The sequence below is a fragment of the Streptomyces sp. NPDC087440 genome, from assembly GCF_044744005.1.
In the GTDB taxonomy this organism is placed as follows: Bacteria; Actinomycetota; Actinomycetes; order Streptomycetales; family Streptomycetaceae; genus Streptomyces.
The window spans coordinates 508,674-534,186 of the sequence record NZ_JBIUXN010000001.1; the positions used below are offsets into that span (position 1 = coordinate 508,674).

26 protein-coding genes are annotated in these 25,513 nt (G+C 73.7%); 13 read left to right on the forward strand and 13 right to left on the reverse strand.

Features of this window, described 5'->3' with window-relative positions; translation table 11 throughout:
• Nucleotides 1-150: 150 nt before the first annotated feature.
• A complete protein-coding gene (locus ACIO3O_RS02140) occupies nucleotides 151-618 on the reverse strand; it encodes a MerR family transcriptional regulator (protein WP_401740799.1) in 468 nt (155 codons plus the stop codon).
• A gap of 116 nt (nucleotides 619-734) precedes the next feature.
• On the opposite strand from ACIO3O_RS02140, the gene ACIO3O_RS02145 reads away from it, so the two are divergent.
• The 4 genes from ACIO3O_RS02145 to ACIO3O_RS02160 all read left to right on the forward strand — a co-directional run bounded on the left by ACIO3O_RS02145 (nucleotide 735) and on the right by ACIO3O_RS02160 (nucleotide 6,003).
• Nucleotides 735-1,784, forward strand: a complete 1,050-nt coding sequence (locus tag ACIO3O_RS02145; protein WP_401740801.1) for an aldo/keto reductase — start codon at nucleotides 735-737, stop codon at nucleotides 1,782-1,784.
• Nucleotides 1,785-1,904: 120 nt separating this feature from the next.
• Complete coding sequence (locus ACIO3O_RS02150) at nucleotides 1,905-2,648, forward strand: hypothetical protein (protein WP_401740804.1); 744 nt, start codon at nucleotides 1,905-1,907, stop codon at nucleotides 2,646-2,648.
• 211 nt (nucleotides 2,649-2,859) lie between these two features.
• Nucleotides 2,860-4,074, forward strand: a complete 1,215-nt coding sequence (locus ACIO3O_RS02155; RefSeq protein ID WP_401741838.1) for a 4-hydroxybenzoate 3-monooxygenase — start codon at nucleotides 2,860-2,862, stop codon at nucleotides 4,072-4,074.
• A gap of 210 nt (nucleotides 4,075-4,284) precedes the next feature.
• Nucleotides 4,285-6,003 (forward strand): methyltransferase, encoded by a 1,719-nt coding sequence (locus ACIO3O_RS02160; RefSeq protein WP_401740806.1) that lies wholly within the window; start codon nucleotides 4,285-4,287, stop codon nucleotides 6,001-6,003.
• On the opposite strand, the gene ACIO3O_RS02165 is transcribed toward ACIO3O_RS02160, so the two are convergent.
• Nucleotides 5,970-6,929 carry a GAF domain-containing protein gene (locus ACIO3O_RS02165; protein ID WP_401740807.1) on the reverse strand — a complete coding sequence of 320 codons (960 nt, stop codon included), beginning with the start codon at nucleotides 6,927-6,929 and terminating at the stop codon, nucleotides 5,970-5,972. The two genes, ACIO3O_RS02160 and ACIO3O_RS02165, sit on opposite strands and share 34 nt — an antisense overlap.
• 148 nt (nucleotides 6,930-7,077) lie before the next feature.
• On the opposite strand from ACIO3O_RS02165, the gene ACIO3O_RS02170 reads away from it, so the two are divergent.
• Nucleotides 7,078-7,719, forward strand: coding sequence for an AAA family ATPase (locus tag ACIO3O_RS02170; RefSeq protein WP_401740809.1), 642 nt, complete (start codon nucleotides 7,078-7,080; stop codon nucleotides 7,717-7,719).
• Here ACIO3O_RS02170 and ACIO3O_RS02175 read toward each other — a convergent pair.
• Nucleotides 7,667-9,031, reverse strand: a complete 1,365-nt coding sequence (locus ACIO3O_RS02175) for an MATE family efflux transporter (RefSeq protein WP_401740811.1) — start codon at nucleotides 9,029-9,031, stop codon at nucleotides 7,667-7,669. The genes ACIO3O_RS02170 and ACIO3O_RS02175 overlap by 53 nt on opposite strands.
• A 181-nt stretch (nucleotides 9,032-9,212) precedes the next feature.
• On the opposite strand from ACIO3O_RS02175, the gene ACIO3O_RS02180 reads away from it, so the two are divergent.
• On the forward strand, nucleotides 9,213-9,737 hold the full coding sequence (locus ACIO3O_RS02180) for a PadR family transcriptional regulator (RefSeq protein WP_401740813.1): 525 nt from the start codon (nucleotides 9,213-9,215) through the stop codon (nucleotides 9,735-9,737).
• Between the two features lie 70 nt (nucleotides 9,738-9,807).
• Complete coding sequence (locus tag ACIO3O_RS02185) at nucleotides 9,808-10,500, forward strand: 2-phosphosulfolactate phosphatase (protein WP_401740815.1); 693 nt, start codon at nucleotides 9,808-9,810, stop codon at nucleotides 10,498-10,500.
• Between the two features lie 33 nt (nucleotides 10,501-10,533).
• On the opposite strand, the gene ACIO3O_RS02190 is transcribed toward ACIO3O_RS02185, so the two are convergent.
• Nucleotides 10,534-11,178 carry an HAD family hydrolase gene (locus ACIO3O_RS02190; protein ID WP_401740817.1) on the reverse strand — a complete coding sequence of 215 codons (645 nt, stop codon included), beginning with the start codon at nucleotides 11,176-11,178 and terminating at the stop codon, nucleotides 10,534-10,536.
• A 34-nt stretch (nucleotides 11,179-11,212) separates the two neighbouring features.
• On the reverse strand, nucleotides 11,213-12,436 hold the full coding sequence (locus ACIO3O_RS02195; RefSeq protein WP_401740819.1) for an alpha/beta fold hydrolase: 1,224 nt from the start codon (nucleotides 12,434-12,436) through the stop codon (nucleotides 11,213-11,215).
• A 460-nt stretch (nucleotides 12,437-12,896) separates the two neighbouring features.
• Here ACIO3O_RS02195 and ACIO3O_RS02200 point away from each other — a divergent pair, with 460 nt between their 5' ends.
• Entirely contained in the window at nucleotides 12,897-13,919 is a 1,023-nt protein-coding gene (locus ACIO3O_RS02200) for an ArsR/SmtB family transcription factor (RefSeq protein WP_401740821.1), read from the forward strand.
• Here the strand turns inward: ACIO3O_RS02200 and ACIO3O_RS02205 are convergent, their stop codons facing one another.
• Nucleotides 13,920-15,143: an MFS transporter gene (locus tag ACIO3O_RS02205; RefSeq protein ID WP_401740824.1), complete on the reverse strand. Its 1,224-nt coding sequence runs from the start codon at nucleotides 15,141-15,143 to the stop codon at nucleotides 13,920-13,922.
• Nucleotides 15,144-15,249: 106 nt separating this feature from the next.
• Between ACIO3O_RS02205 and ACIO3O_RS02210 the strand changes: the two genes are divergently transcribed.
• Complete coding sequence (locus tag ACIO3O_RS02210; protein WP_401740826.1) at nucleotides 15,250-15,825, forward strand: MarR family winged helix-turn-helix transcriptional regulator; 576 nt, start codon at nucleotides 15,250-15,252, stop codon at nucleotides 15,823-15,825.
• Nucleotides 15,826-15,901: 76 nt separating this feature from the next.
• Here ACIO3O_RS02210 and ACIO3O_RS02215 read toward each other — a convergent pair whose 3' ends face one another.
• From ACIO3O_RS02215 to ACIO3O_RS02240, 6 genes are all read right to left on the reverse strand, one after another.
• A complete protein-coding gene (locus ACIO3O_RS02215; protein ID WP_401740829.1) occupies nucleotides 15,902-16,576 on the reverse strand; it encodes an acyl-homoserine-lactone synthase in 675 nt (224 codons plus the stop codon).
• Between the two features lie 223 nt (nucleotides 16,577-16,799).
• Nucleotides 16,800-17,372, reverse strand: a complete 573-nt coding sequence (locus ACIO3O_RS02220) for a transcriptional regulator (protein ID WP_401740832.1) — start codon at nucleotides 17,370-17,372, stop codon at nucleotides 16,800-16,802.
• Nucleotides 17,373-17,375: 3 nt separating this feature from the next.
• Nucleotides 17,376-18,881, reverse strand: coding sequence for a helix-turn-helix domain-containing protein (locus tag ACIO3O_RS02225; protein ID WP_401740835.1), 1,506 nt, complete (start codon nucleotides 18,879-18,881; stop codon nucleotides 17,376-17,378).
• Entirely contained in the window at nucleotides 18,878-19,207 is a 330-nt protein-coding gene (locus ACIO3O_RS02230; protein WP_401740837.1) for a helix-turn-helix domain-containing protein, read from the reverse strand. Before ACIO3O_RS02230 ends, ACIO3O_RS02225 begins: the two co-directional genes overlap by 4 nt.
• Nucleotides 19,208-19,269: 62 nt before the next feature.
• The gene (locus ACIO3O_RS02235) at nucleotides 19,270-20,043 is read right to left on the reverse strand and encodes a GNAT family N-acetyltransferase (protein ID WP_401740839.1); all 774 of its coding nucleotides are present in this window, start codon (nucleotides 20,041-20,043) and stop codon (nucleotides 19,270-19,272) included.
• A 194-nt stretch (nucleotides 20,044-20,237) separates the two neighbouring features.
• Entirely contained in the window at nucleotides 20,238-20,519 is a 282-nt protein-coding gene (locus tag ACIO3O_RS02240) for a hypothetical protein (protein WP_401741913.1), read from the reverse strand.
• On the opposite strand from ACIO3O_RS02240, the gene ACIO3O_RS02245 reads away from it, so the two are divergent.
• The 3 genes from ACIO3O_RS02245 (at nucleotide 20,451) to ACIO3O_RS02255 (ending at nucleotide 23,034) form a co-directional block, all read left to right on the forward strand.
• A complete protein-coding gene (locus ACIO3O_RS02245; RefSeq protein WP_401741840.1) occupies nucleotides 20,451-21,068 on the forward strand; it encodes an alpha/beta fold hydrolase in 618 nt (205 codons plus the stop codon). The two genes, ACIO3O_RS02240 and ACIO3O_RS02245, sit on opposite strands and share 69 nt — an antisense overlap.
• Before the next feature lie 182 nt (nucleotides 21,069-21,250).
• Nucleotides 21,251-22,231, forward strand: coding sequence for a DUF72 domain-containing protein (locus tag ACIO3O_RS02250; RefSeq protein ID WP_401741842.1), 981 nt, complete (start codon nucleotides 21,251-21,253; stop codon nucleotides 22,229-22,231).
• 38 nt (nucleotides 22,232-22,269) lie between these two features.
• Nucleotides 22,270-23,034, forward strand: coding sequence for a GNAT family N-acetyltransferase (locus tag ACIO3O_RS02255; RefSeq protein ID WP_401740842.1), 765 nt, complete (start codon nucleotides 22,270-22,272; stop codon nucleotides 23,032-23,034).
• 1 nt (nucleotide 23,035) lies between these two features.
• Here ACIO3O_RS02255 and ACIO3O_RS02260 read toward each other — a convergent pair whose 3' ends face one another.
• A complete protein-coding gene (locus tag ACIO3O_RS02260) occupies nucleotides 23,036-24,220 on the reverse strand; it encodes an aromatic acid exporter family protein (protein ID WP_401741845.1) in 1,185 nt (394 codons plus the stop codon).
• A gap of 332 nt (nucleotides 24,221-24,552) precedes the next feature.
• On the opposite strand from ACIO3O_RS02260, the gene ACIO3O_RS02265 reads away from it, so the two are divergent.
• Nucleotides 24,553-25,503, forward strand: coding sequence for an SDR family NAD(P)-dependent oxidoreductase (locus tag ACIO3O_RS02265; RefSeq protein ID WP_401741847.1), 951 nt, complete (start codon nucleotides 24,553-24,555; stop codon nucleotides 25,501-25,503).
• Nucleotides 25,504-25,513: the final 10 nt, after the last annotated feature.

Here is a 25,513-nt window from a genome sequence, read left to right on the forward strand (position 1 = left end):
GGACGCGGCCCAGTATCGGGACCAACTCGGCATCCCGTCCAGGGTTTTGGCCAAACCACTCCCTCGCTCCACGGCGTCGCCGCTACGGGGTCGGGTGGCGCGCCGGGCTCACGTCGCTGGGCTCAGGCCGCCGGGCTCACGTCGCTGGGCTCAGCGTGCCGGGGAGGCCGGGGCGTGGCACTCGTGGGCGAGGATCTCGGCGCCGTCGAGGATGTCCTCGTACACCCCGACCTTGTAGCGGATCAGGTCCAGGGACTCGGTGAGGGCGGCGATCTGCGCGGTGACCTGCGCTTCTTGCTCGCGCATCAGCGCGAGGCGCTCGGGCTCGTTGCCGACGCCCTCGCGCACCAGCTCGGTGTAGCGGCGGAGTACCGGCAGGGGCATGCCGGAGGCGCGCAGGATGATGCAGACGTTCAGCCAGTCGACGTCGTGGTCGGTGTAGACCCGGCGGCCGCCGGACTGACGGCGTACGGGGTGCAGGAAGAGGCCCTCGCGCTCGTAGAAGCGCAGGGCGTGCACGCTCAGGCCGGTGCGGTCGGCGACCTGGCCGATGCTCAGGCCCGCCGTGCGTGTCGTGTCCTCAACCATCTGGTCCTCAACCATCCGATCCTCAACCATCGGATCAGGGTAAGGGCTTGAGCTAGAGCCGGGTCTAGATCCTAGGGTCCCTCTCACGACCTGCTGTTTCTCGTACGGGTCGCACCCAACACCTCTGCTCAGCGAAGGGCACCGCCATGCGTTACCGCACCCTCGGCCGGACCGGCATCGAGGTCAGCACCCACTGCCTCGGCACGATGATGTTCCAGGACGGCTTCAACGGCGACCACGAGGAGTGCGCCCGGATCGTCCACGCCGCGCTCGACCAGGGGGTCAACTTCGTCGACACCGCCGACATGTACGGGCGGGGCGAGACCGAGGAGATCGTCGGCAAGGCGCTGCGCGGGCGGCGCGACGACGTCGTGCTCGCCACGAAGGTGCACTTCCCGATGGCCGAGGGTCCCAACAGGGGCGGAAACTCCCGGCGTTGGATACTCAAAGCCGTCGAGGACAGCCTCACCCGCCTGGGCACCGACTGGATCGACCTCTACCAGGTGCACTTCCCCGACCACACCACCGACATCGAGGAGACCCTCTCCGTCCTCACCGACCTGGTGCGCGCGGGCAAGATCCGGGCCTTCGGCTGCTCGAACTTCCAGCCCGACGAGATCGTCGAGGCCCACCACGTCTCCGAGCGCCGCGCCCTCGGCCGCTTCCGCACCGCGCAGCCGCCGTACTCGATCCTGGCGCGCGGCGTCGAGACCGCGCTGCTGCCGGTGGCCGAGCGGTACGGGATGGGGGTGCTGGTCTGGAGCCCGCTGGCCTTCGGCTTCCTGACCGGCAAGCACCGCAAGGGGCGGACGGCGGACCTGGACACCGGGCGGGCGGCGTTCCGGCCGGGCAACTTCGACCCCGCCGTCGCCGCCAACGCGGCCAAGTACGAGGCCGTGGAACAGCTCGCGGAGCTGGCGGACGACCTCGGCTGCACGCTGCCCCAGCTGGCGGTGGCGTTCACGGTGGCCCACCCGGGGGTGACCTCGGCGATCCTCGGCCCCCGCACGATGGAGCAGCTGGAGGGCCTGCTGAAGGGTGCCTCGGTCGTGCTGGACGACGCGGCCCTGGACCGCATCGACGCGATCGTCCCGCCGGGCGTGAACCTCTACGACCCCGCCGCCTACCTCCAGCCGCGCTCGCTGAAGGAGCCTTCCCTGCGGCGACGCCCGCTCGGGGAGCGTTCGGCGGGGTGAGGCCGAAGTCGGCCCGGCGGGAAGGTGGTTGACGCTGTGCGCGGAGGCGTGTTGGGTTTTCCCGGCCGGCCCCGGCCCGTCCCGGGCCCCCGGTCGCCCGTACGTCGTGTGAGGAGCCCCATGCCCAACCCCGCGCAGGATCAGCGAACCGTCGTCATACCGCCGCACGCGTACGGCCTGCCGGGGGTGGGCTTCGGCGGCTATGCGGCGGGCCTGCTCGCGCGGCGCTTCGACGGCGGGCCCGTGAAGGTGAGCTTCCGGCGCCCCCTGCCGCTGGGTACGGCGCTGGAGGTGCGGGCCGGTACGGAGGAGACGTACGAGATCACGGACGGGGACGGGGCGTTCGTCCATGCGCAGGCGACCGACGCCGTACCGCTGCCGCCCCGCATCCCCACCTGGGAGGAAGCGCTGCGCGCCGAGAAGGAACACACGCTGGTCGATTCGCCCTTCGCCTCCTCCGACTGCTTCGGCTGCGGCATGGGCCGCGAACCCGGGCAGGGCCTGCGGCAGAACATCTCCGCGCTGCCCGAGCACGCCATGGTCGCCGCCGCGTGGCGCCCCGACCCGGCGCTGCGCCCCGGCAGCGCCCCGCTCCCCACCGAGCATGTGTGGGGTGCGCTCGACTGCCCCGCCGGGTGGGCCTGCCACCTGTACTCCGACGCCCCGTACGGCACGGTCACCGCGTACCTCGCGGCCGAGGTGCTGCGCCCGATGGTCCCGGGCGAGGAGTACGTGAGCTTCGCGTGGAAGATCGCGCACTCCGGCCGCAAGTACCTGGCGGGCAGCGCCGTCGCCACCCGCGACGGCGAGCTCTGCGCCCACGCGGAGTCGCTGTGGCTGAGCCCCGCCACGCGCGCTGAATAATCGATCCCGCGCAGTCGGGAGGCAGCCGAAGGGCAGCCGAGAATCAGGCGCGCATCAGGCGAAAGGCAGGCGGGAGCAGGACACATCCTCTTCGATCGGTTGTTCTGTCGCTCATTGAGGTGATTCCGGTTTAGCCATACGTTTTCGGCCACTTACGCTCCGGTCCGTGACAGAAACACACCACGGGCACGCCCCCGCCCACGCGGCGGACGTGATCGTCCTCGGGGCCGGTCCCGCCGGGCTCGTCCTCGCGAATCTGCTGCTGGACCAGGGCATCGACTGCGTCGTCCTGGAACGCGCGGACCGCGCCCACATCGAGTCCCGGGCCCGCGCCGGGTTCCTGGCGGCCGCCACCGTACGCATCCTGGAACGGCACGGTCTCGCGGCGGGGCTGCGGCTGCGCGGGAAGGTCCACGGCACCTGCGAGTTCCGGACCGAGGAGGCCCGGTTCCGGCTCGACTACAGCACGCTGGGCAGCGGGGACACCCATGTCGTCTACCCGCAGCAGGAGTTGGTCCGCGACCTGCTGGAACGGTTCCTCAGCGCCGGGGGGCAGATCCGCTTCGGCGTCGAGGCCACGGAAGTGCGCGACGCCGACGGCGACCGGCCCGCCGTGCACGTCCGCGAGCCCGACGGGCGGACCGCCCGCTGGCAGGGGCGGTACGTCGCCGGGTGCGACGGCAGGCACGGCGCGGCCCGGCGCTCCCTGCCATCCGGCAGCGCGGTCCGCCGCCACATCGACCACCGGGTCTCCTGGCTGGGTCTGCTCGCCGAGGCGCCGCCCAGCCTCGACGCCGTGGGGTACGCAGTGCACGGGCGGGGATTCGCCGGGCACATGGCCCGTACCGACACCGTCACCCGCTACTACCTCCAGGTCGCGCGCGGCACGCCCGCCGACTCCTGGTCCGACGAGCGGATCTGGGACGAGCTGGACCTGCGGATGGGGGCCAAGGAGCACGGGCCGCTGACCCGCGGGCGGATCGTGGAACGCGCCGTCGTCGACCTGGAGTCGGACGTGCTGGACCCGCTGCGGCACGGCAGGCTTCTCCTGGCGGGCGACGCGGGCGCACTGATCAGCCCGTCCGCCGCGAAGGGGGCCAACCTGGCGGTGCTGGAGGCGGAATTGCTCGGGCGGGCCCTGGGCGACGCACTGCTGCGCGGCACCGAGGAGGGCCTCGACGCGTACTCGGCGCGGTGTCTGGCGCACGTGTGGCGGGCGCAGGAGTTCTCCCGCTGGATGATCGAGCTGCTGCACGCTCCGTCCGACTGGCACGGGCTGCCCGTCGGCACCCGGGATCCCGACACCCCGTGCGGCGCCGCCGGAGAATCGTTGTTCCTGGACGCGCTGCGCCGCTCCCGCCTCGCCTCGCTCGCCGTCTCGCGCCGCCAGCAGGACTGGTTCGCCGAGCGCTACGTGGGGCTGTGAGCCCCCCGGCTGCTTCCCCTTCTCGTACGCGCTCCTTCCCGCACGCCCTGCTTCTCGCGCGCGCTCCTTCGCGAACGCGCTCCTTCCCGTGGGCGCTCCTTCCCGTACGCCCTGCTTCTCGCGCGCGCTCCTTCGCGAACGCGCTCCTTCCCGTACGCGCGCTCGCGCCAACAGCCCCTCTCCCAAGCACCCTTGAGGACCCCCTCCCCCATGACCATGACCGTGACCACCACGCCGACCGGTGACCTCACCGACGCCGCCCGCCTGCGCGCCGCCGTCGACTTCGTCGCGGAGCAGGACGCCGCCGCCCTCCTCCCCCGGCTCCTGCCCGGGCTCGACGGGCCGGAGCTGGCTTCGGTCCTGGAGCACTGCCGGTTCTGCCACGCCGCGCTGCTCGTCTTCCCCGCCGACGACACCGAACTGCCCGCCCTGCTCGCCGACTGCGGGCTCGACGCCTCGTGCGCGCCGCGTCCCAGCGTGGTCGTACGGGACCGCCTCGCCCGGCGGCACGACCTGCCGCCCGCCGAGCTGGACGTCACCATCCACCGCCCGCCCGTGCCGTCCGCCGAGGGCGACCTGCGCACCGTGGAGGTCTTCGCGCTGACCGTCGCGCCCGGCTCGCCCGCGGAGGCGATCGCCGCCGACGAACGCGCCCGCCAGCACGAGGCACACGTCGCCTTCCAGGTCGTACGTCCCGACCCCCTGGTCCTGCGCGGCCTGCACGCCGCCTTCCTCGGCCAGGGCGCCGCCCCCGACGGCGGCGGCTACAACCACCACGAGAACGGCACCGTCCTCTACTTCACGGTGCCCGCCCACTCCCCGTCCCCGTACCGCCGCATCGAGCTCTACGCCCCCGGCGACCACCGCGACCTGCTGGCCGCCCACCTCGCCGACCAGCAGTCCCGCCTGCCCGCCGAGGCGCTGCTGCGGCAGCTGACCGGTGCCTGGACCACACAGGCCCTGGCGGTCTGCGCCCGGCTCGGGCTGGCGGACGTCCTGCGCACGGACGAGGCGCTGGCCCCCGAGGGCCTGGCGCTCAAGCTCGGCGCGGACGCCGGGAGCCTGACCTCCCTGCTGCGCTACCTCGCCATGCTGGGCGCGGTCGCCGAGCAGCCCGACGGCTTCCGGCTCACCGAACGCGGTGTGCTGCTGCGCGAGGACGCGCCCGGATCCCTGCGGGCGCTGGCCCTCCTGTACGGCGGTCCCTTCTACCGGTCCTTCGCCGAGCTGGAGCACACGGTGCGCACCGGCGAGGTCGCCTTCGACCACCTGCACGGCGAGAACCACTTCGACCACTTCGCCCGCCACCCCGACCTGGCGGAGCTCTTCGACCGGTCGATGGCGGCCAGTTCACACATGTTCGAGCCGGTGCCCGCGCACCCGGTACTCGTCGCCGCCGCCGCGCGGGCGGCCCGAACCACCGTGGTCGACATCGCGGGCGGCACCGGCGAGCTGCTGGGCCGCGTCCTGGCCGCGCACCCCTCCCTGCACGGGGCCCTGTTGGAGCGCCCGCAGACCATCGACGCAGCCCGGGTCCTGCTGCACAAGGCGGGCCACGGCGACCGGTGTGCCTTCCACCCCGGCGACTTCGCCGACGTACCCGCGGGCGGCGACGTCTACCTCCTCTCCCGGGTGCTGCACGACTGGGACGACGACCGCTGCCGCGCGATCCTGCGGCACTGCGCCGACGCCATGCCCGACCACGCGGACCTGCTCGTCGTCGAGCGCGTCCTGCCTGACGACGGCACGCCCTCGCTGGCCACGGCCTGGGATCTGCACATGCGGTGCAACGTGGGCGGTCGCGAGCGACGCGCGGAGCACTTCGCGCGGCTCTTCGCGGACGCGGGCCTGACGCTGGTGGACTGTTCGCCGCTGCCGCTGGACGCAACGGTTCTTCAGGTACGCAAGGGGGGTGCGGCCCCGGCGTGACCGGCGGGGTCCAGGAGCTGCCCGGTGGCCCCGGCCAGGGAGACCAGGGTGCGTCGCTGCGCCGGGGTCCACAGGGTGGCGGTGCGGTGGTGGACGGAGATCACGCCGATCAGGACGCCCTGCCGGGTGGTGACGGGCAGCGACACCACCGCACCGACACCTGCCTCCCGGACCGCGTCCAGGGCCGGGGTGCCCAGGAAGACCGGGGAGGCGGCGACCTCCTCGACGAAGACGGGCACCCGGTCCAGGGCGGCCACTCCGCAGGCGGTGTCGCGGTCCTCGACGGTGGCGAAGAAGGCCAGGAAGGGCTGGTGGAAGCCGCGCTGTGAGGTGAGGTGCAGCAACCCGGTCTCGGGGTCGAGGAGTTGGGCGTTGCCCATCGGGGCGCCGGTGATCCGCAGGGTGAGGGCGAGGGCGTCGCGCAGCAGGGCCTGCCGGTGGCGGTAGTCGTCGCGGGAGAACAGCCCCACCGGGGTGAGGTTGACCGGCAGGCCGGGGTGCCCGCCGCTGAGCCGGAGGGTGCGCAGGACCTGGCTGGGGGCGCTGACGACGACCAGTTGCCCACCCAGGGAGCGCAGTTGCTGGGCGGCGCGTGCCATCAGGTCCAGGGCGTCCGGCGAGCAGAAGCCGACCTGGCCGAGGTCGAGGGCGAGCCGCCGGGGCGTGCTGCCCAGCGCGCGCAGCAGGCGGGCGAGGGAGTGCAGGCAGGCCAGGTCGAGTTCGCCGGAGACGCGCAGGGTGGTGTCGCGTCCTTCGCGCGCGGTGACGCTGAAGCACGCGGCGGGCCCGAGGGTGGCCCAGCCCTGGCCGTACAGGGGCTCGGTCCGCCCCACCTCCCGTACCACCAGGCCCTGTTCACTCACCTCACCGCGCAGCAGGAGGTCGGTCACCCCGTACCGTGCGGCCTTCGACTGCGTTGTGCCCATGAGGCACGATCCCACCAATGCACCCCACGATTCGGCCACAAGCCCACAACTGGCCCCCGAAGGGGCAATCACCCAGCGCCCGCGCCCACCGCCTACGCCCGTCGGCCGCCCCCGCCGAACACCCTGATCCGAAGGAGCCCCTGTGTCCGTGGAACCACCCCCCGCGCACCCCGTCCGCCCGGTGCTGGCCGTCGTGAGCGGCGGCCCCGGGACCGGGAAGACGACCCTGGCCCGCCTGCTCGCCGCCGAGCTGGGCTGCCCGGCCCTGATCCGGGACGAGATCAAGCAGGGCCTGGTCCTGGGCGCCCCGGACCATCGCGCCGGTCCGGGCGACCCGCTCGACCGGGTCGCCCTGCGGGCCTTCTTCGACACGGTCGCGACGCTGGTCCTGGCCGGTGTCACGGTGGTCGCGGAGGCCGCGTACCAGGACCGGTTGTGGCGGCCGAACCTGGCGCCGCTCGTCCCGGCCGCGCGCATCCGGGTCGTCCGCTGCACGACCGCCGCGTCCGTGGCGTACGACCGCATCACCACCCGCGCCCACCACGACCCGCACCGCGCGGCGCACGCCGACGCCGCGTTCCTGGCCGACCTCGACGCGGGGAGGCGCGCGCTCGACGCGTTCGACCCGATCTCGCTGGACGTACCGACGCTGACGGTCGACACGTCGCCGCACACCTCGTCGCACACCTCGTCGCACGCGTCGTCGCACACGTCGCCGCACGCGTACGATCCGCCGCTCACGCAGATCGCGGACTTCCTGCGCGGCGGGGCCGGACCGGGGCCGGAATAGGGCGGGCGGCCCGGTGCAGCCGGGCGACGGCGGCGCACTGGAGGGCCATGGGCAGAGCCATCGCGAGGCAGACTCCTGGCAGGCCCCACCCCGACAGGGCGTACGCCAGCGCGAGTTGGAGGGCCACACCGCAGACGGTGATCCGGACGAGCGCGGGCGAGGCTCCGCTGCCCTCGAACACGCCGCCCAGCGCGATGAAGCAGGCGAGGAGCAGGAGGTAGGGGCCCAGGCAGCGGAGGTAGAGGGCTCCGGCGTCGGCCACCGCGCCCGTGGCGCCGAAGGCCCGCATGATCCAGGGGGCGGCGGCGAGCAGGGTCAGCGCCGCGACGAGGCCGAGCGCTCCGGCGAGGAACAGGGCCTGGCGTCCGACGCCGCGTCGTGCGTCGTGGCCCGCCCCCAGGAGGTGGGCGGTGCGGATGGCGGCGGCCTGGCGGACCGCGTAGAAGGCCATGGTGGCGAGGTAGGTGGCCTTGGTGGCGATGCCGTACCCGGCGACCTCGTCGACGCCGATCCGGGCGACCGCGGCGACGAGCGCGAGCGTGCCGGTCATCCGTACGACGAAGTCGACGGACATGGGCAGCCCCGTGGCGAGCGTGCGACGGGCGTCGGCGCGCAGGGTCCGCATGCGCAGGGGCCCGGCGGCGTGTGCGGGGGCCTGCTGGGCCGCGTGCCGCAGGGCGGCGTTGCGGCGCAGGGCCAGGAGGCCGCAGGCGAGGGCGACGGTGCGGCCGAGGACGGTGACGCAGGCCGCGCCGCGCACGCCGAGGTCGAGGCCGATGATGAACAGGGGGTCCAGGACGAGGATCAGACCGTTGGCGAGGACCGCGAGCCGCATGGGCGTACGGGTGTCGCCCGCGCCCTTGAGGATGCCGTCGACGACGTTGGTGGCGAAGAAGACGGCAATGCCGGGGAGCGCGACGGCGAAGTAACCGACCGCCAGATCAAGGGAGTCGCCCTCCGGCAGGACGAGGCGGGCGAGGGGTTCGCGGCACAGGAATCCACCGGTCGCGACCACGGTGGTCACCACCGCCCAGAGCACCCACCCGCCACGCACCGCCGAACGCAGCGCGGCGGGGTCACGGGCGCCCCGGGCCCGGGCGACGAGCACGGTGGTGCCCGATCCGGCGACGAGGATCACGCCGAGCAGCAGGTTCTCGACGTTGGTGGCGACGGCCACGGCGGCGACGGCGTCCGCGCCGAGCCGGGCGACCCAGACCATGTTGATGATTCCGGCCGTCACTCCGGCCAGCAGCTCGAAGTAGACCGGGTACGCGAGTCCCACCAGCGCGCGCCGGTGTTCCGCAGCATCCATGAACGCTCCCCCTCATGACCCCATGCATCGCTTCGCTATATCTCGATTCGAGGTAGCACGGAAAGAGGTACCATCGCGGAACGGGACTGGCAAGGCGCGGGCACCCCGCCCGACAAGATGCGGGCACCCCGCCCGACGAGGCGCGGCGCAGCGCTCACCGACGCGAAAGGGGACTCGGCGGATGCTGGAGCTGTCGATTCTGGGCTTCCTGTACGAAGAGGCCCTGCACGGCTACGAGTTGAAGGCCCGCATCAAAGGCCTCAGCGGGCACATCCGCCCGGTGAGCGACGGCGCGCTCTACCCGGCCATCACCCGGCTGACCAAGGCGGGCCTGATCGACCGGCGCACCGAGCCCGGCACCGGCTCCGCCCCGCGCCACACGCTGTCCCTCACCGGCGCGGGACGCGAGGAACTCCTGGCGAGGCTGCGCTCCCCCGCCGAGGGCGACATCACCGACGGGCAGCGCTTCTTCACGCTGCTCGCGTTCCTGCGGCACCTGCCGGACCGCGCCGAACAGGCCGCCGTACTGCGCCGCAGGCAGGCCTTCCTGGACGCCCCGGCCAGCTTCTTCTACCGGAACGGCGAGCCGGTGCGGGCCGAGGAGGAGCCGGACCTCTTCCGCCAGGGCATGCTGCGCATCGCGCGGGCCACGGGGACGGCGGAGAAGGAGTGGCTGAGGGAGGCGCTCGGCAGCCTGGAGGGGTGAGGGCGTCTTTGGCTCTCGTGCGCGCGGAGCCTGCGCAGAGCCTGTGCGGAGCCTGAGGGAGAATGCCCGGATGGATCATGTCTTCGCAGGAATACCGGAGTTGGCGGGCGCCCCCGTGCCCCGCACCGCTGTCGTCATCGATGTCATGCGTGCCTTCACCGTGGCCGCCTGGGCCTTCGAGCGGGGCGCCGAGAAGATCGTCCTGGCCGCCACGCTGGACGAGGCGCTGGCCCTCAAGAGTGCGAACCCGGGTTGGCTCGCGCTGAAGGACGGGGCCCTCACCGAGGGCTTCGACGCGGTCAACTCGCCCGCGCTGCTCAGATCGGCAGAGCTGTCCGGCCGCACCGTGGTGCAGAAGACGACCGCCGGGACGGTGGGCGCCCTGGCCGTCGCCGACGCACCGCTGATCCTCTGCGCGAGCTTCGTGGTCGCGGGGGCGACGGCCCGCGTGCTGCGGGAGCGGGGGGCCGCCGAGGTGACCTACGTCGTCACCGGTGAGGACGGCCGGGCCGACGAGGACCTGGCCTGCGCCGAGTACATCGCCGCGCACGCCGGAGGCGGGGAGGCCGAGGCGGAACCGTACGTCAAGCGCGCACGGGACTCGCGGGCCGCCGAGGAACTCGCCACGGGCGTACGGAGCGGCTCGCACCCGGAGGACGTCGGACTGTGCGTGCAGACGGACCGGTTCGCCTTCGCGATGGAGGCGCGGCGGGAGGGCCCGCTGATGGTGCTGCGGCCGGTCGTACCGCATACGGACGTCTGATCGTCGACGTCTGATCGCCGCCGTCTGATCGTCTCAGCCGAGCAACGGTGCGACGAGCGAGCGCAGTTCGGGCACGCCCCGGTAGTGGTGGCCCGTCAGGCCCGCCTCCCTCGCCGCTGTGACGTTGGCGCGGGTGTCGTCCACGAACAGGCAGCGGTCCGGGGGCGTGGCGACCAGCCGGGCCGCCTCCGCGTAGACGCGGGGGTCCGGTTTGGCGATGCCGAGGCGGGAGGTGTTGAGCACCGCGTCGAAGGACGCGGCCAGGCCCTTCGCCTCCAGGTACGACTCCAGACGGGTGGTGGCGTTGGAGACCAGCGCCACCGGCACCCCGGCCGCCCGCAGCGCGGCCACCAGGTCGAGGAGTTCGGTGTCGATCCGGCCGCTGAGGCCGCTCCAGGCGGCGACCAGGGCCCGCGCCCGGTCCGCGGAGCCGCAGGTCGGCGTCAGCGCGAGGGCGACGCGGGCCCGCCATTCCTCGTCGGTGAGGCGGCCCGTGACCGCCGCCTCCAGCAGTTCCGCCTCGAACGCGGCCCGGGCCAGGGTCCCTTCGGGCAGGCCCCTGGCCCGGTCCAGGGCGGACATCCCGTCGGGGTCCCACAGGTTCAGCACCCCGTCGAAGTCGAGGAGCACGGCGGCGAAGCGCAGCCCGGAGGGTTCCGCAGCTTCCGAAGGTTCCATGGGCAGTGATGATGCCAGCCGCGTCGAGGCCGCCTCACACCGGCAGGTGCCGTGCGAAGAAGTCCCGTACGAGACGTCCCGCCGTCTCCGGACGCGCCGCCCCGACCATGCCCGTGCGCTGCTCGGCCGTCATCAGGCCCGCCCGCTGGAGCTGCGGGACCAGGGCCGCGTAGTCGGTGAAGGCCCAGTGGTTCGCGTGGGCGAGTTCGCGCCGGGCGACCGGGCCGCCGTGCGCGAGCAGCGCGGACCAGGAGCGGTCGATGCGGGCGTCGCGGAAGCCGTCGGTGCCCGCGAGGAGCAGCGGGCGGTCCGGACGGTGACGGGCCACCGGGAACAACTCGCCGTCCAGGCCGTCGAGATAGCCCTCCAGGTTCACGGCCGCGGCCACCCGCCGGTCCTCGTGGAAGGCCTGGGCGACGGCGGTGCCGCCCGCCGAGTGCCCGTACAGCCCGACCTTGGCCGGCCGCAGCGCGTCGAGTACGAAGCGGAGGTCGGCGACCCGGGTGCCGATCATGGTGCGGAAGGTCGCCGCGTCCGGATTCGGGCGGAGTTCCGTGCCGCGTACGCGATCGGGGCGGCCGGGGCGTACGCCGGGGAACTCGACCTGGCTCGCGTCGCCCGGGTGGTCGACCGTCACCACGGTCCAGCCGTGCGAGGCGAGTTCGGTCGCCAGGACGCTGCCCATGGTCCGGGAGTCGCCGCCGCCGGGGCTGTACAGGAGGGTGGGACGGGGCCCGGGCAGCGGGGTGGTGCCGGTGCGGGCATGGGTGAGGGTGGCCGCCCAGTCGACCCCGGCGCCGGGCAGGTACGGCGCGCGGACCAGCGGGGCGAGTTCGGCGAACGCCTTGGCTGCGGCGGGCGTGAGCTGCGGCAGGCGCGGGTGGCGTCCGGCGCCGGGTGCGGCCGGGCCCGGGTGGTGTCCGGCGCTGGGTGCGGCCGGGCCCGGGTGGCGTCCGCCGGACGCGGCGGGATGCGGGCGGTGTCCGGGGCCGGGTGCGGCCGGGCGCAGGACGGTGACCATCAGTTCGCGTACGCCGATCGCGGGCGTCCACGGGTCGTTGCGGCTGCGGTCGACGAGGTACGCGACCTCGGCGCCGACGGCGTACGGTCCGGTGGGCGCGGGCAGCCGGAGCCTGAGCCCGGCGGCTGAACCGGCGCTTGCCCGGGCCGGGTTGAGAGGGGTGACCCCGAGGGCCAGTGCTGCGGCGACGCCGCCCTTGAGGAGGGAACGGCGGCCGGGTGCGGGATTGTCAGTCATGGGAGGCATCCTGATGACGGGCCCGCCACCAGGACGAGGCTTACGACCCAGGCCAAAAGGCTTGCGCGGAACGGGGGATGCGCATGACAGGAACGGACACGGGGCGCGCGAACCCCTCCCCCGGGAAGCTGAGCGCACCCCGACCCCACGAGGTGCCACCCACGCCCCGACCCCACGAGGGACCGCGCAGGCCCCGCCCCCACGACGTGTCACCGGCGCCCCGACCCCACGAGGCGCCGCCCACACCCCGACCCCACGAGGTGCCGCCCACGCCCCGACCCCACGAGGCACCGCTCAGGCCCCGCCCCCACGAGGGACCACGCACGCCCCGACCCCACGAGGTGTCCCCCACACCCCGACCCCACAAGGCACCGCCCACGCCCCGCCCCCACGAGGCACCGCTCAGGCCCCGCCCCCACGAGGGACCGCCCCCGCCCCGCCCCCTCCCCGGGGAATCCGCATGATCCGGGTGCACTTCACGGCGGCCGATCTCGCCCTCGTGCGCTTCGCCCCGCGCCCCTCGCCCGTGCCCGAACTGCACTCGGCCCTGATGGCGCTGGCCGCCCCGCACCCGGATCCCCTCCTCGCCCACTGGCGGAGCCGACTGCTCCGCTCCCTGCCCCGTGCCGTCGAGCCCCTCGCGGGCCTCGTCCCGGACGGCCGTCCGCCCGCCTTCCTCGACGTCCTGGGGGACACGCTGGACGAGGGGTGCGCGCTGATCAGGTCCGCCGAGCCCGCTCTCGTACGAGAAGGGCTGGAGCGTTCGTACGACGGCCGCCGGGCCGCCCCGCCCTGGATACGGGCCCTGCACGCGGGCGAGCCGGAGGCCTGGCGCACCTGGGAGCGGGGACAGCGGGCGGCGTACGCGGCGGCCCTCGCGCCCGTCTGGCCGCTGATCCAGGACCTGCACCGCGCGGAGTTCACCCGCCACGCACTCACGGTCGCGCAGCAGGGCCTCGGCGCGGCCCTCACGGCCCTGGCCCCGGGTTCCCGCATGCGCGACGGGGTCTGGGAGTGGCCCGAGCCGGACGGCCCCGGCACCGGCCCCGGTACCGGGCGGGACGTGCGTCTCGCCGGGCGCGGACTGCTGCTGCGGCCGACCTTCCACTGGCGGCAGGGTCCCCTGCTCCAGGACCTCCAGGACCTCCAGGACCTCCAGGACCTCACGGACCGGCCGGTCTCCCTCGCCTATCCGGCGGGCCCCGGTCTGCCGCTGCTCCCGGAGGCGGAGCCGGGGCCCGACCGGTCCGACGCCCCCCTGACGGCGGTGCTGGGCCGCACCCGGCTGGCGCTCCTGCGCGCCCTCGACGAGCCGCAGACCACCACGGGCCTCGCCCACCGCACCGGCGTGAGCAACGCGACGGCCTCCTCCCACGCCTCGGCCCTGCGCGCGGCGGGCCTCCTGACGACGACCCGTACCGGTCTGTCGGTGCGTCATGTCCGCACTCCGCTCGGCGAGTTGCTGCTCGGCGGGACCCCGTAGTCACCGGTTCAGGACGAGCACGGTCGCGAGGGCCGGGCCGAGGGCGCCGCCGAGCTGGTAGCAGAGGACGAACAGGCTGATGGCGGAGGGCCGTTGGGCCTCGGAGGCGTGCTGGGCGGTGCGCACGGAGAGGACGGCGTTGCTGCCGGTGGCGACGAAGACGGCGGCGGCCGCCGCGAGGAGCAGCGCGGGCCCCCAGGGGGCGAGGGCGGCGGTCAGGGGCGCGGCCGTGCCGAGGACGACGAGGACCGTGAGCACCTTGCGGTGGGCGAGACGGTTCGCGGCGGCGGCGAGCAGCCAGGAGAGCAGGGAGCCGGTGAGGAGCGCGACGAGCTGACCCGTGCCGATGGCGGCGGTGCTCCAGTCGGTGCGACGGCGGACGAGCTCCGGGAGGGCGAACAGGAGGATGAAGTACGAGGTCGAGAAGACAAAGGCGAGCAGGGCCGACCCGATGAAGGTCCGCGAACGCAGCACGGCGGCGGGCGCGAAGCCGTCGGGACGGCGGCGGACGTGGAGGACGAGCGGGACGACCACGACGGCAGCGGCGAGCAGGCCGGGCAGGGGTGCGGTCGGCATCAGCACGAGGGCGGAGGCGAGCGCCACGACGAGCCCCGCCCCGACGGCGTCGAACGCGGTCGTGCCGCGCGGCACGGCGGCGTCGCGCCCGGTGTGCCGCCACACGGCGGGGACGGCGAGCAGCGCGAGCGCGGAAAGGGCGAGCGGGGCACGCCAGTTGACGGCCTGCGCGAGGAGCGAGCCGAGGAGCGGCCCCATCGCGCCGAGGACGCCGAACCCGGCGGTGACGGCCCCCATCCGCCGGGTCGACCCGGCGAGGTTCATGGCCACGGCCACCAGCCCGGCCCCCGCCGCGGCCTGCGCCGCGCGGCCGAGGAGCACCAGGGGGAACCAGGGCGCGAGGGCGACGAGGACGGTGCCCCCTACGGCGGTGACCGCGCTCGCCAGGAGGGTGGCCCGCAGGCCGCGTTGGCGGACGAGGGCGCCGAGGAGCGGGGTGCCGACGGTCATGGCCCAGGCGAAGACGGTGACGATCCAGGTGGCCTGGGCGGTGTGGATGCCCAGGGAGCGCGCGATGTCCGGAAGGATCAGGACGGGGGCGTTGGCCCCGGTGGCGACGGGTGCGGCCAGCAGCGCGAGCCAGAGGGGCGAGGGCGGCGCGGGCCGGTTCAAGCCGGCGGGGCGGAGGACGGGGGCGGTGGTGACCACGGGAACTCCCTGAGCACTCATTCAAGGTTGACAATTTCAACGTTGAGATAAAAACACCGCCACTGCTTCAACGTCAAGTGTTTCAACGTTGAGATACCCTGGGGCCATGACCGACACGCCCCCTGCACCCCGCACCGAAGCGACAGATGCGGCTGACGCGACCGACGCACCTGCTTCGACCGACTCGATCGACGCGATCGTCGGCCTCTGGGCCCGGGAACGCCCCGACCTCACCGACGCCCTCTGGCCCGTCGAAGTCCTCGGCCGACTCCAGCGTCTCGGCGTCGCCCTGGAGAAAGAGTTCCGCTCCTTCGCCGCCGAACGCGGCCTGGAACTGGGCGAGTTCGACATCCTGAGCACTCTCCAGCGCTCCGGCCCTCCGTACGAACTGACCGCCGGCGCCTTCCGCAAGGCGGCCATGGTCACCTCGGGGGCGATCACGAACCGTATCGACCGCATGGAGGCCAAGGGCCTGGTCGAACGGGTCCGGGGCACCGAGGACCGCCGCTCGGTGAAAATCCGCCTGACCGAGAAGGGTCACGAGATCACCCGCGACTACATGACGGGCCACCTCGCGAACGAGGCCCGCATGCTCGCCTCCTTCGACCGCGAGGAGTGCGCCGACCTCGCCGACAAACTGCGCCGCCTGCTGGTCTCGCTCGGCGACACGTCCATCACGTAGCGCGGAGTGCGGCGGGCAGAGGGCCTGTCCGCAGAGGGGCGTCCCGGGCCGCACCCCTCCTCACGGCACACGGGTTTCAGGAGATGAGCTGGTCGACCGCGCCTGGCGCGGCAACGGGTGGGGCCAGTGCGACGAGGTCGGCGACGGCGAAGCGGTAGGCCGTGCAGAGCACGGAGCCGATGCGGCAGGGCGGGTCGCCGATGCGGGTGGTCGGGATGCCGCTGGCGTGGAACTTGGCTTCGACGGTCACTCCGGAGAGTCCGGCGAACTCCTCGACACCGCGATCCGCCGCGTACCGGCCGGCGGCGGCCAGCAGCGCCCGGGGCACGGGCTGGAATCCACGCGGGCCCAGGCGGGGTGGCGGGGTGTCCGCCGGTGCCGGGCGGACTCGGGGGTCGAGGGCGAACCGGCTGGCATCCCAGATGTGCGGTGAACTGGGCGCGGGCCGCCCGCACAGAGCCGGACGGAAGGCCGGTACGTCGCGGAGCATGTTCGGGCCGGTGGTGGGCAACAGGCGCACGCAGCCCACCACGGTACTGCTGGGCCGGTGGACCGCGATGGCGTAGACGGGGTCGAGGTCGTCGAACTCGTCGCGTTCCAGGCCGTTGTGGACGCCGACGGCCCAGCCGAGCCGCCGGTGGAAGACGTCGTGGCGCAGCCGGAACATGTCTTCCAGCAGTACCGGCGTCAGGTGAGGGGCGCCTGCTCGTCCGGTCAGCACCGTGCAGTCCTGCGCCGCGAATGAGGTCATCGGAAAGGGGGCCCGCCTTCTCGTCCTACGCCCTGCACACCGTTCGAGAATGTGATCTTCGGGCCTGCGGCGTCTTTTGCCCCGCTTTGCACCGTCCGGTTCGGCGGACATCACGCGAACGGTGGTGCCACCCCCCTTTCCGTCGCCACGAGCGCCCAGCAACGGCGGATCATGTCGCTGCCCGCGCGGGGACGGCCGACGCCGGTTCCGGGCCCCCTGGGGACTACGCCGCGAACCCCACGTTCGACACGTACTCGTACTGGCCCCAGTCCGATCCGAGGTCGACCACCGTGTCGTCCCAGGCCGTCTCCAGACCGCCCGTGTCACCGGCCGCCCACGCGGCGACCAGCGCGTCCCAGTCGCGGACGTTCATCGTGCGCATGCTCAGTACGCGCTTGTGGGGCTGCGGCACCTGGGACTGGTTGAGCGGGTGGATCTCGATGCGGGTGCCGCGCCCGTCGCGGTTGAGCCGCTTGAGGAGGTGCTTCGAGACGTTCTGGCGGCGTACGACCGTGTAGGCCCGCTCGATCTTCTCCAGGCTGGCCCGCGACGGCTGCCGCTTCCCGTCCCGCCAGGCCTTGAGCGTGCGGTCGGTGACTGTGAGGCCCGCGGCCCTGGCCGCCCGTACGGCGTGCGGGGTACGGGTGAGGTAGTTCAGCCGGGCCGTCCAGCCGCGCTTGGCGGTGACGGGCGTGGTGATGCCGCCCGCGAGCCGGTCGAGCTGGTTGGCCACCGCCTCGCCGCCCTTGATGCCCCGCGCGCCGAACAGGCCGAACTGGATGTTCTTCTCCGGCACTGGCTAGCTCCCCTCCCCCACCGTGTACGTGTCCTTCACCTTGACCTCCGTAACCCCCCTGCCCTCGGGAAAGACACGACGCCAGTCGCCGACGACGTGGAGTTCGTCGGTACCCATGGCCCGCACCACGTGCAGCCCTTCCTCGTGCGCCTTCCAGGCCTTCATCCACAGATTGGCGAAGGCCTGGGAGCGGATGAGGTGCATCCAGTCCTGGCGGTACAGCTCCCGGTTGTAGTTCGACTCCCCCATGGTCGAGACGAACTTGGAGTACATCGCCTTCACGTACTCCAGCGTCACCTCGTCGTCCTCCTCGATCGCCAGGGCGCGGGCGTCGGTGAGCGTGACGCGGAACTTCTCCAGGAGGTTCTCGGTCGATCCCGAGGTGTACGACTCGTGGATCTCCGGGGGTTCGCAGAGCCGGTGCTTGGGTCCGGACAGCCGCAGCAGCAGGCGCAGGGTCGGCTCGGTCACCCAGAGCGGGCCGGGTTCGTCCCGGTTGCCGATGGGGTTGGGGAGGACGTCGTCGTGGTCCCAGTCCGGCGGCGTGATCAGGTGCACCCCGGCCCGGCGCCGGTCGTGCTCGAAGCCGGTGGAGTGCTCCAACTGGCCGATCGGGAGGTGCGTCTTGAGCGCGGAGAGGTACGCCGCGTTCATGTCGAGCGCGGTCACCTCGTGGGCGCCGGCGGGCAGTGCGCGCCGGGTCCACTTGGGCCGCGCTTCCCAGATCTGGTCGGCCCCCTTCGCGGTCTGCTTGCGCAGGATCTTCGGCAGCGCGGGGTGCGCGACGACGTCGTACCGGGCCCCCTTGCGGGTCTCGTCGAGCAGGACCATCGCGTCGGGGATCGCGTGCTTGACCAGGGCGGCGACGGCGCCGTCCACGTCCCCGCCGTGCTCGGCGAGGGCGGCCTCCACGGCACGGGTGACGAGGTCGCCGGGCCCGGACTCGTCCTGGAAGGCACGGCCGCGCGGCGGCTTGGCCTCGGGGCGGGCCTTCGCGGTCGTACGGGTGGGGGCCTTCCGGTCCGGGGCCGGTTGCGCGGACGGCGCAGGCCCGGAGGCGCTCGCGCGCGCGGGCTCGCACGCGGCTTCGCACGCCGCCGGATCCAGGTGCTGCGCAAAGCCGTCGATGCGCTGGGCTGCCGGGTTGCCGCACAGAACACACGGCTCGGGCACGGAGAGCACCTCGACGTCGTCGTCCACGGCGGCCGCCGCCCCGGCGGGCTCCTCCTGAGGCTCCTCCTCGGGCTCCTCGTCCGGTTCGGGCTCCGGAGCCAGCTTCACCCGAAGTCCGTCGAGCAGGTACGCGTACCGCTTGCGCACCTCGCCGATCGGGTCGCGTCCCGCCTCCCACCCCGAGACGGTGCTCACGCCGACCCCGAGGGCCTCGGCGACGCGGGCCTTGGAGAGGTGGGCCCGTTCGCGCAGGTCACGGCGCTCGGCCGGGTCGGGCAGCGGGACTTGGGGGGCCACGCCGGACAGCAGCGAGTCGATGGCGTCGAAGTCACTCATCGGGTCGGCCCCTTTGCCCGGGTGGTACGAGAGGTGGTGCGCGCGGCGGAGCTCGTGGTGGCGTGCGCGGTGGTACGTCGATGGGCGTCCGGCAACGCCTCGCACGCCCGCGTCGGACCGTCCAGCAGGTCCAACGGGCGGATGCCGTAGTGGGCGGCGAGGGCGTCGACGTCGTCGAGCTGCCAGGCGGCGGTGCCGGACTGACGGCGCGAGACCTGGGTCTGCGTCAGTCCGAGTATGTCCGCGACGGTGCGCTGCGAGTGGCCGGTCGCCTGCATCAGTGCGGCGACGGTCAGCCGCAGCGACTCCTGCAACGTCAGTCCCATGCCGCCCACCCTACCAATCGATCATGCGAGTTCCGCATGAGGGAGGGCAGCTGCGGCGGCGTTCATGGCGTGACCGCATGATTCATACCACCGAGCACCATGTACAGGCGGGTGCCGTGCGGCCGGTAGCCGACCCGTTCGTAGATGCGCCGGGAGCCCTCCCCTTCGTACTCCAGCCAGACGGAGCGGGCCCCTCGGGCGAACAGGGTCCCGGTCAGCGCGGCCGTGACCGCTCCGGCGATGCCACACCGCCGGAATGCGGACCGGGTGGCGACCCCGGCGAGCTCCGCGGTGCCCTCGGCAGGTGCGGAGCAGGTGGCAGCACCGGCGCAACTGCCGTCGGGGGCACGCACGAAGCGGACCGCACCGCCACCCGCCTCGATCCGGCGCAGCCTGGCCGCGCCCGCCGCGGACGCGGGGAAGGCGTCGCCTCCGTACACCTCGGAGAGTGCGGCGTCGACGGCTGCGAACTCCGCGTCCGTACGGGGGACTTCGATACGGGGTCCACTGTCCGGCGCATCGAACGTGTCCGGGGTGCACACCAGGTACGGGTGCACCGCCTCGGTGGTGAATCCCGCGCTCCGCAGGGCGGGCTCGACGGCCGGCACCGCGTCGGGGGCGAACTCCAGGCGGGGCAGGAGCCCGCGCTCGCGGAACGCGCCGACAAGGGCGGCGACGTCCCGGGAGGTCGGGCGGATGCCGGGGAGGGGGGTGGCGTAGTTGAGGTACGGGCTGGGGCTGGAGGGGTCGAAACCGGCGACGAATCCGCCGGTTTCGAGGGGTTCGGGGCGGCGGCGGAGGTTGTGCGCGGCAAAGCTCTGGACGTCGATGTCCATGGTGTGGATGACCTCACGAAGGTGTACGGCGTGTGTGTACGGGACGGGGGATGCGTCCGCCGTACGCGCCGCTGAGCGCGCCGTGCCGAAGGGGCAGGGCGGTCAGGGCCGACGGCGGCCGTGGCGGCTCGCCGCGTTCATTGGCGTCAGTCCTTCGGGGTGAGGGGCCCGTGAAGCCGGGCGGTGGCACCGTCTCATGCGGGGGCGGTGGGGGCAAGGGAATCGTGGGAGCCGGGGGTGAGGAGGCCGGTGAGCAGGCGGTGGGTTGTCTGCTCGAACAGGGTGGAGGGGTCCGGCTCCACGGACCCGGAGAGTGCGGCGCGCAGGTGCGGGTGGGGCCCGCTCGTCGCGGCCCGGGCCACGTAGGCCGCCTGGGCGGCTGCCCGGCCCGTGGGCGCCGCGCGGGCCTGGAGTTCCGCCCGGGCGAACTGTGCGCCGTCGCCGTACTCGACGAACTGGGCTGGGAATCGGCCCACTTGGTCGGCTTCTCGCTCGGCGGCGCCGTCGTGCAGCGTGTGGCCCTGCGCCACCCGGAGCGGGTGCGCACGCTCACCACCATGGCCTCCGTGCCGGGCGACGTGGCGGGGCTCAAGGCCCTCCGGTACATCAGGCTCGGCACTCTCGCCAAGTTCGCCCGGCTGAAGTTCCCCGACACCCCGGAGGGCACGGTGGCGGCAGGCGTCGAGGTGGCCCGGCTGCTGGCCTCCCCCCGGCGTCCCTTCGACGCGGCGGCCACCCGCATGGCCGTCGAGGCCAACCCGGACGGCGGGGTGCACGACCAGGAGGCGCAGAGCCGCCAGATCGGGGCGCGGTGGCACGGGCCGCCGATCGACGGGATCGACCGCCCCCTGCTCGTCCTGCACGGCGAGGACGACCCCCTGATCAAGCCGCGCGCGGCGAGGACGATCGCCTCCCGGGTGCCCGGTGCCCGTCTGGTGCCGCTGCCCCGGGTCGGGCACGAGGTGCCGGAGTCGTCGTGGGAGCGGATCGTGACGGAGATCCACACCCTGGCGCACGCACCCTGAACCGGCACGCCCCGGCCGCCCCCGCCCGATGGTCGGCGAGGCGTACGTTCGCCTGCTCGATCACCCGTGCGGTGTAGTGACGGGTCGGCGGGGTGCCGCAGCGGTGCGAGAGCTCGCCCCCTCCGTTTCGCCCGGGGCGTACGAGGTACCCGCGTCCCACACGCACGACTCCGGGAGGCGGCATCACTGACACTACGCCCACCACCACGGGGAAGATCCTTGTCGGCGCCTGCTCCTGGACCGACCCCGCGCTCGTCGCCAGCGGCTGGTACCCGCCGGGCGCCCGCGACGCCGAGGGGCGGCTGCGGCACTATGCCTCGCGTTTTCCGCTGGTCGAGGTGGACAGCACCTTCTACGCGCTGCCCACCGAACGCGTGGCCAGGCTGTGGGTGGAGCGGACTCCGGACGACTTCGTCCTCGACGTCAAGGCGTTCGCCCTGTTCACCGGGCACAGCGCCCGCAGTTCGGCGCTTCCGCGCGAGCTGCGGGAGGCCGCCCGTGGCAGGTCCCGGGTGCGCAGGCGGGACCTCGCGCCGGAGGTGCTGGACGAGTTGTGGCGGCAGTTCCACGCGGGGATCGCTCCGTTGCGGAACGCCGGTCGGCTGGGGAGCGTGCTGTTCCAGTTCTCGCCGTGGCTGGCGCCCGACGCGCGGGCGCGGGCGCTGGTGGCGGAGTGCCGGGAGCGGGCGGGGCTGCCGCTGAGCGTGGAGTTCCGCCATCCCGGCTGGTTCGAGCCGGACCAACTCCCGTACACCATCGACTTTCTGAGGGAGCTTCAGATCCCGCTGGTGGCCGTCGACACCGCGCAGGGGCTGGCCTCCTCGCTGCCACCGGTCGCGGAGGCGACCTCGGGGGACCTCGCGGTCGTACGGTTCCACGGGCGCAGCGCGCAGTGGGGCACCGGCAGCAAGGAGGAGAGCTACCGGCACCGGTACACGCGGGAGGAGCTGCGGGCGTGGGTGCCGCGCGTGGAGGCGCTCGCGGAACGGGCACGGCGGGTGCACGTGCTGTTCAACAACTGCTGCGCGACGGCCTCGGTGGAGGCGGCGGAGACCATGCGGGGGCTGCTGGGGCAGGGGGTGGACGGTACGTCGCCGGGCGCCCCCGGCGACGTACCGCAGGAGCCGGGGAGCGGGCGTACCGCACGAGCCGGTGATCAATAGACTCGCGTCAGGGGTCCCTGCGTCCTTAGGGTGCCTCCATGCCCGATCTCCAGCGCTCCGCCCTGCTCTCCTTCGTGGCCGGCTTCTCCCGGCGGCAGGCGGCCCGGACCGCCGAGGTTCCGGGTGGGTTCGCCGCCTACGACCCCGCGTTCCCGCACTCACGTGGCAACAACCTCGTCGTCATGGACGGGGAGTTCGACCCCCTGGCGCTGCCCCGGACCGTGGATGCCGCACTCGGGCACCTCTCGCACCGGATGGTGTACGTCCTCGACGAGACGGCCGGGGAGGCCTGCACCGAGCCGCTGCTGCGGGCCGGGTACAGCAGGTCCGCGTACGTGCTGATGGAGCACACGGGACCGGTGCCGGAGGCCGCGGGCAGCGCCGCCGTGGTCGAACTCGACGCGCTGCGCGAGGCGCTGGAGCGGCAGTGGCGGGTGTTCCTCCCCGACGCCGGCGACGCGGTGATCCGCCAGCTCGTCGAGCGGCGCTCGGTCCGCCACCGGGGCGCCGCCGAGGTCCGCTTCCTGGCCTCCCGTACGCCACAGGGCGAGGTCGCCGCGTGGGCGGACCTCTACCTGGACCCGGCGTCCGGCATCGCCCAGATCGAGGAGCTGGTCACCGCACAGGCCCACCTGCGGCACGGCCACGGCGACGCCGTGCTGAGCACCGCGCTGCGCACGGCGGCGGACAGCGGATGCGGCACCCGGTTCCTGGTCGCCGACGCCCAGGACTGGCCGCAGGAGTGGTACCGCAGGCGGGGGTTCGAGGCCGTGGGGAACCTCGCGTGCTTCGAACGGGCGTGACTCAGTCCTCCCGCGCCCAGTCCTGGAGGACGTCGCAGCAGTTCTGGCACTCCTCCATCAGCCGGGTCGCCTCCACCACCAGCACCCCGTACGGATGCGCCGGGTCCGCCAGCGGCAGGCCCTGGCGGGAGGCCTCCTCGGCCAGGGCGCGCCGGTGCTCCTGCGCCTTCTGCGCCAGGCCGCACAGCTGCTCGGCCTGGGCGGCCAGCCGGTCCTCGTCCAGTTCGCCGAGCACCTCGCCGAGGGCCACGAGGGAGTCCAGGAAGTCGGCGTACCTGCGCAGGAAGGGCCGGTAGTCCCCCTCCACGACGTCGTCCTCGCCGTCCCCGTACCACTGGTCGAGGCTGCGGGTGAGGGAAGCGACCTGGTACAGGGTGCGGACCAGCGCTTCGAGCACCGCCGTGTAACCGTCGAAGGAGACGTGCCCCCGGTGGCCGCGCAGCCGTCCGCGCGGGTTCAGGGCGACGCTCTCCCGCGCGGTGCGCAGCCCCGCCCGCGCCTCGTCGATCAGCTGGCCGGTGCGGTCGGCCCGGCGCCGCCACTGCGCGGCGCTCTCCCGCTCGGGTGCGCCTTCGCGCAGTTCGGGCACCATGTCGGCGAGCAGGGTGCGCAGCGCGTGGGCCAGGGTGTGGATGCTGTCCTCGGCGCTGCGGTGCCGCAACGGCGGTACGACCGTGATGTGCACGACCGTACCGATCACGCAGCCCAGCACCACCAGCGCGACGATCTGCCCGAGCTGGCCGAGGCGGTCCGCGCCGTCGGCCGCCGCGACGTACGTCGAGAACGCGAAGAACGCCGCCGTGGGCACCTGCGACCCCTGCGCCCCCAGCACCGGCCAGCGCGCGATGGCCAGCGAGACGACGGTGACGAGCACAAAGGTCAGCAGGTCGGGGCCCGCCACGAAGCCGAGCGCCGCCTGCACGAGCACCCCCGCGACGACCGCGCCGACGTACCGCAGCGACTGCACGACCGACTGGTAGACGGTCGTCTGCATGACCAGCACGGCGGAGAACGGCGCGAAGGCCGGGGAGCGCGCGCCGAGCACGTCGTGAGCGACGAACCAGGACAGGGTCGCCGCGACCACGCTCTTGGCGGCGAGCAGGAGCGTGTGCCGCTCGTGCCCGGAGTACCGGAAGGCACGCCGCACCCAGCGGCACACCCGTCCCGTTCGCCACAGCCGCCCCATTGGGCCGAGATCCCCCGTTGGTGCGCGCTCCTCCACTCCTTCGCCCCGCTGTACCGACATGTCCCGTACGCCCCTTAGTGCTCGCCTTGTGCGTCGTCCGACTGCCCCGGAACGGCCGGTTCCAGTCGCCCGCGGCCCGGCCTGCGACGAGCGTCACGCGCGACACCCGTACACGGAGTTCTCTGCTGCTGCGCGAGGACCTCGTACGCCTGCTGATCCCGTACCCGCAGTCGTGGCTGTCGGTGCCGCGTCGGAAGCGCGTCGGCGGGCTGTCGGCGGGTGCTGACACCGTGAGCCGTATCGCCGTCTTCGCACGTGAGGGGCCCACCACCATGCCGTACGCATCGTCCTCCCCGGACTGGAACGTCCACCGCCTGCCGCGCGCGGACGGCCGCACCGTCCTGGTGACCGGTGGCAACGCGGGCATCGGCTACTTCACCGCCGAGCAGCTCGCGGCGACCGGGGCGACCGTCGTGCTGGGCAGCCGGAGCGCCGCGAAGGCGGAGGCGGCCATGGCGTCGATACGTTCACGGGTCGCCGGGGCCCGGGTGCGGGGCGTCCGGCTGGACCTCGCCGACCTCGGTTCGCTGGGCCGCGTCCCGGAGGCGCTCGGGGTGGAGCGGCTGGACGCGGTGGTGCTCAACGCCGGTGTCGCCCTGGACGATCCGCCGCGCGAGGAGACCGGGGACGGCCACGAGCTGATGTTCGGCACGAACCACCTGGGGCACTTCGCCCTCACCGGCCTGCTGCTGCCGCTGCTGACGGCGGCCGCGGCAGCGCGGGTCGTCACGGTGGGGAGCTTCGCGGCGAAGTCCGAGCGGCTGGACCTGGCCGACCTCCAGTCCCGGGCGGACTACCGGCCGAAACGTACGTACGGGCGCTCCAAGCTGGCGCAGATGCACTTCGGTCTCGAACTCGACCGGCGGCTGCGGGCCTCGGGCAGCACGGTGGCGAGCGTGGTGGTCCATCCCGGCGGTGCGCTGGACGCGCTCACGCCGTCCCGGCCGCCGATCCATGTCCGTACCGCAGGCGCACGGGTGGGAGCGGCACCGGCGGCGCTCCTCGTGCAGGGCAAGGACGCGGGGGCGTGGCCCGGGGTCAGGGCGGTGCTGGATGCGGCGGTGCGCGGGGGCGAGCTGTGGGGGCCGAGGGTGTTCGGGCTGCGCGGGGAGCCGAGGCGCGAACGGGTGTGGGACCACCTCGCGGACACGGCGGTCGCGGGACGGCTGTGGGGGGCGAGCCGCGAGCTGACGGGGGTGGACCCGGCGGTGGCCCCGGTGTAAACCGCGCCCC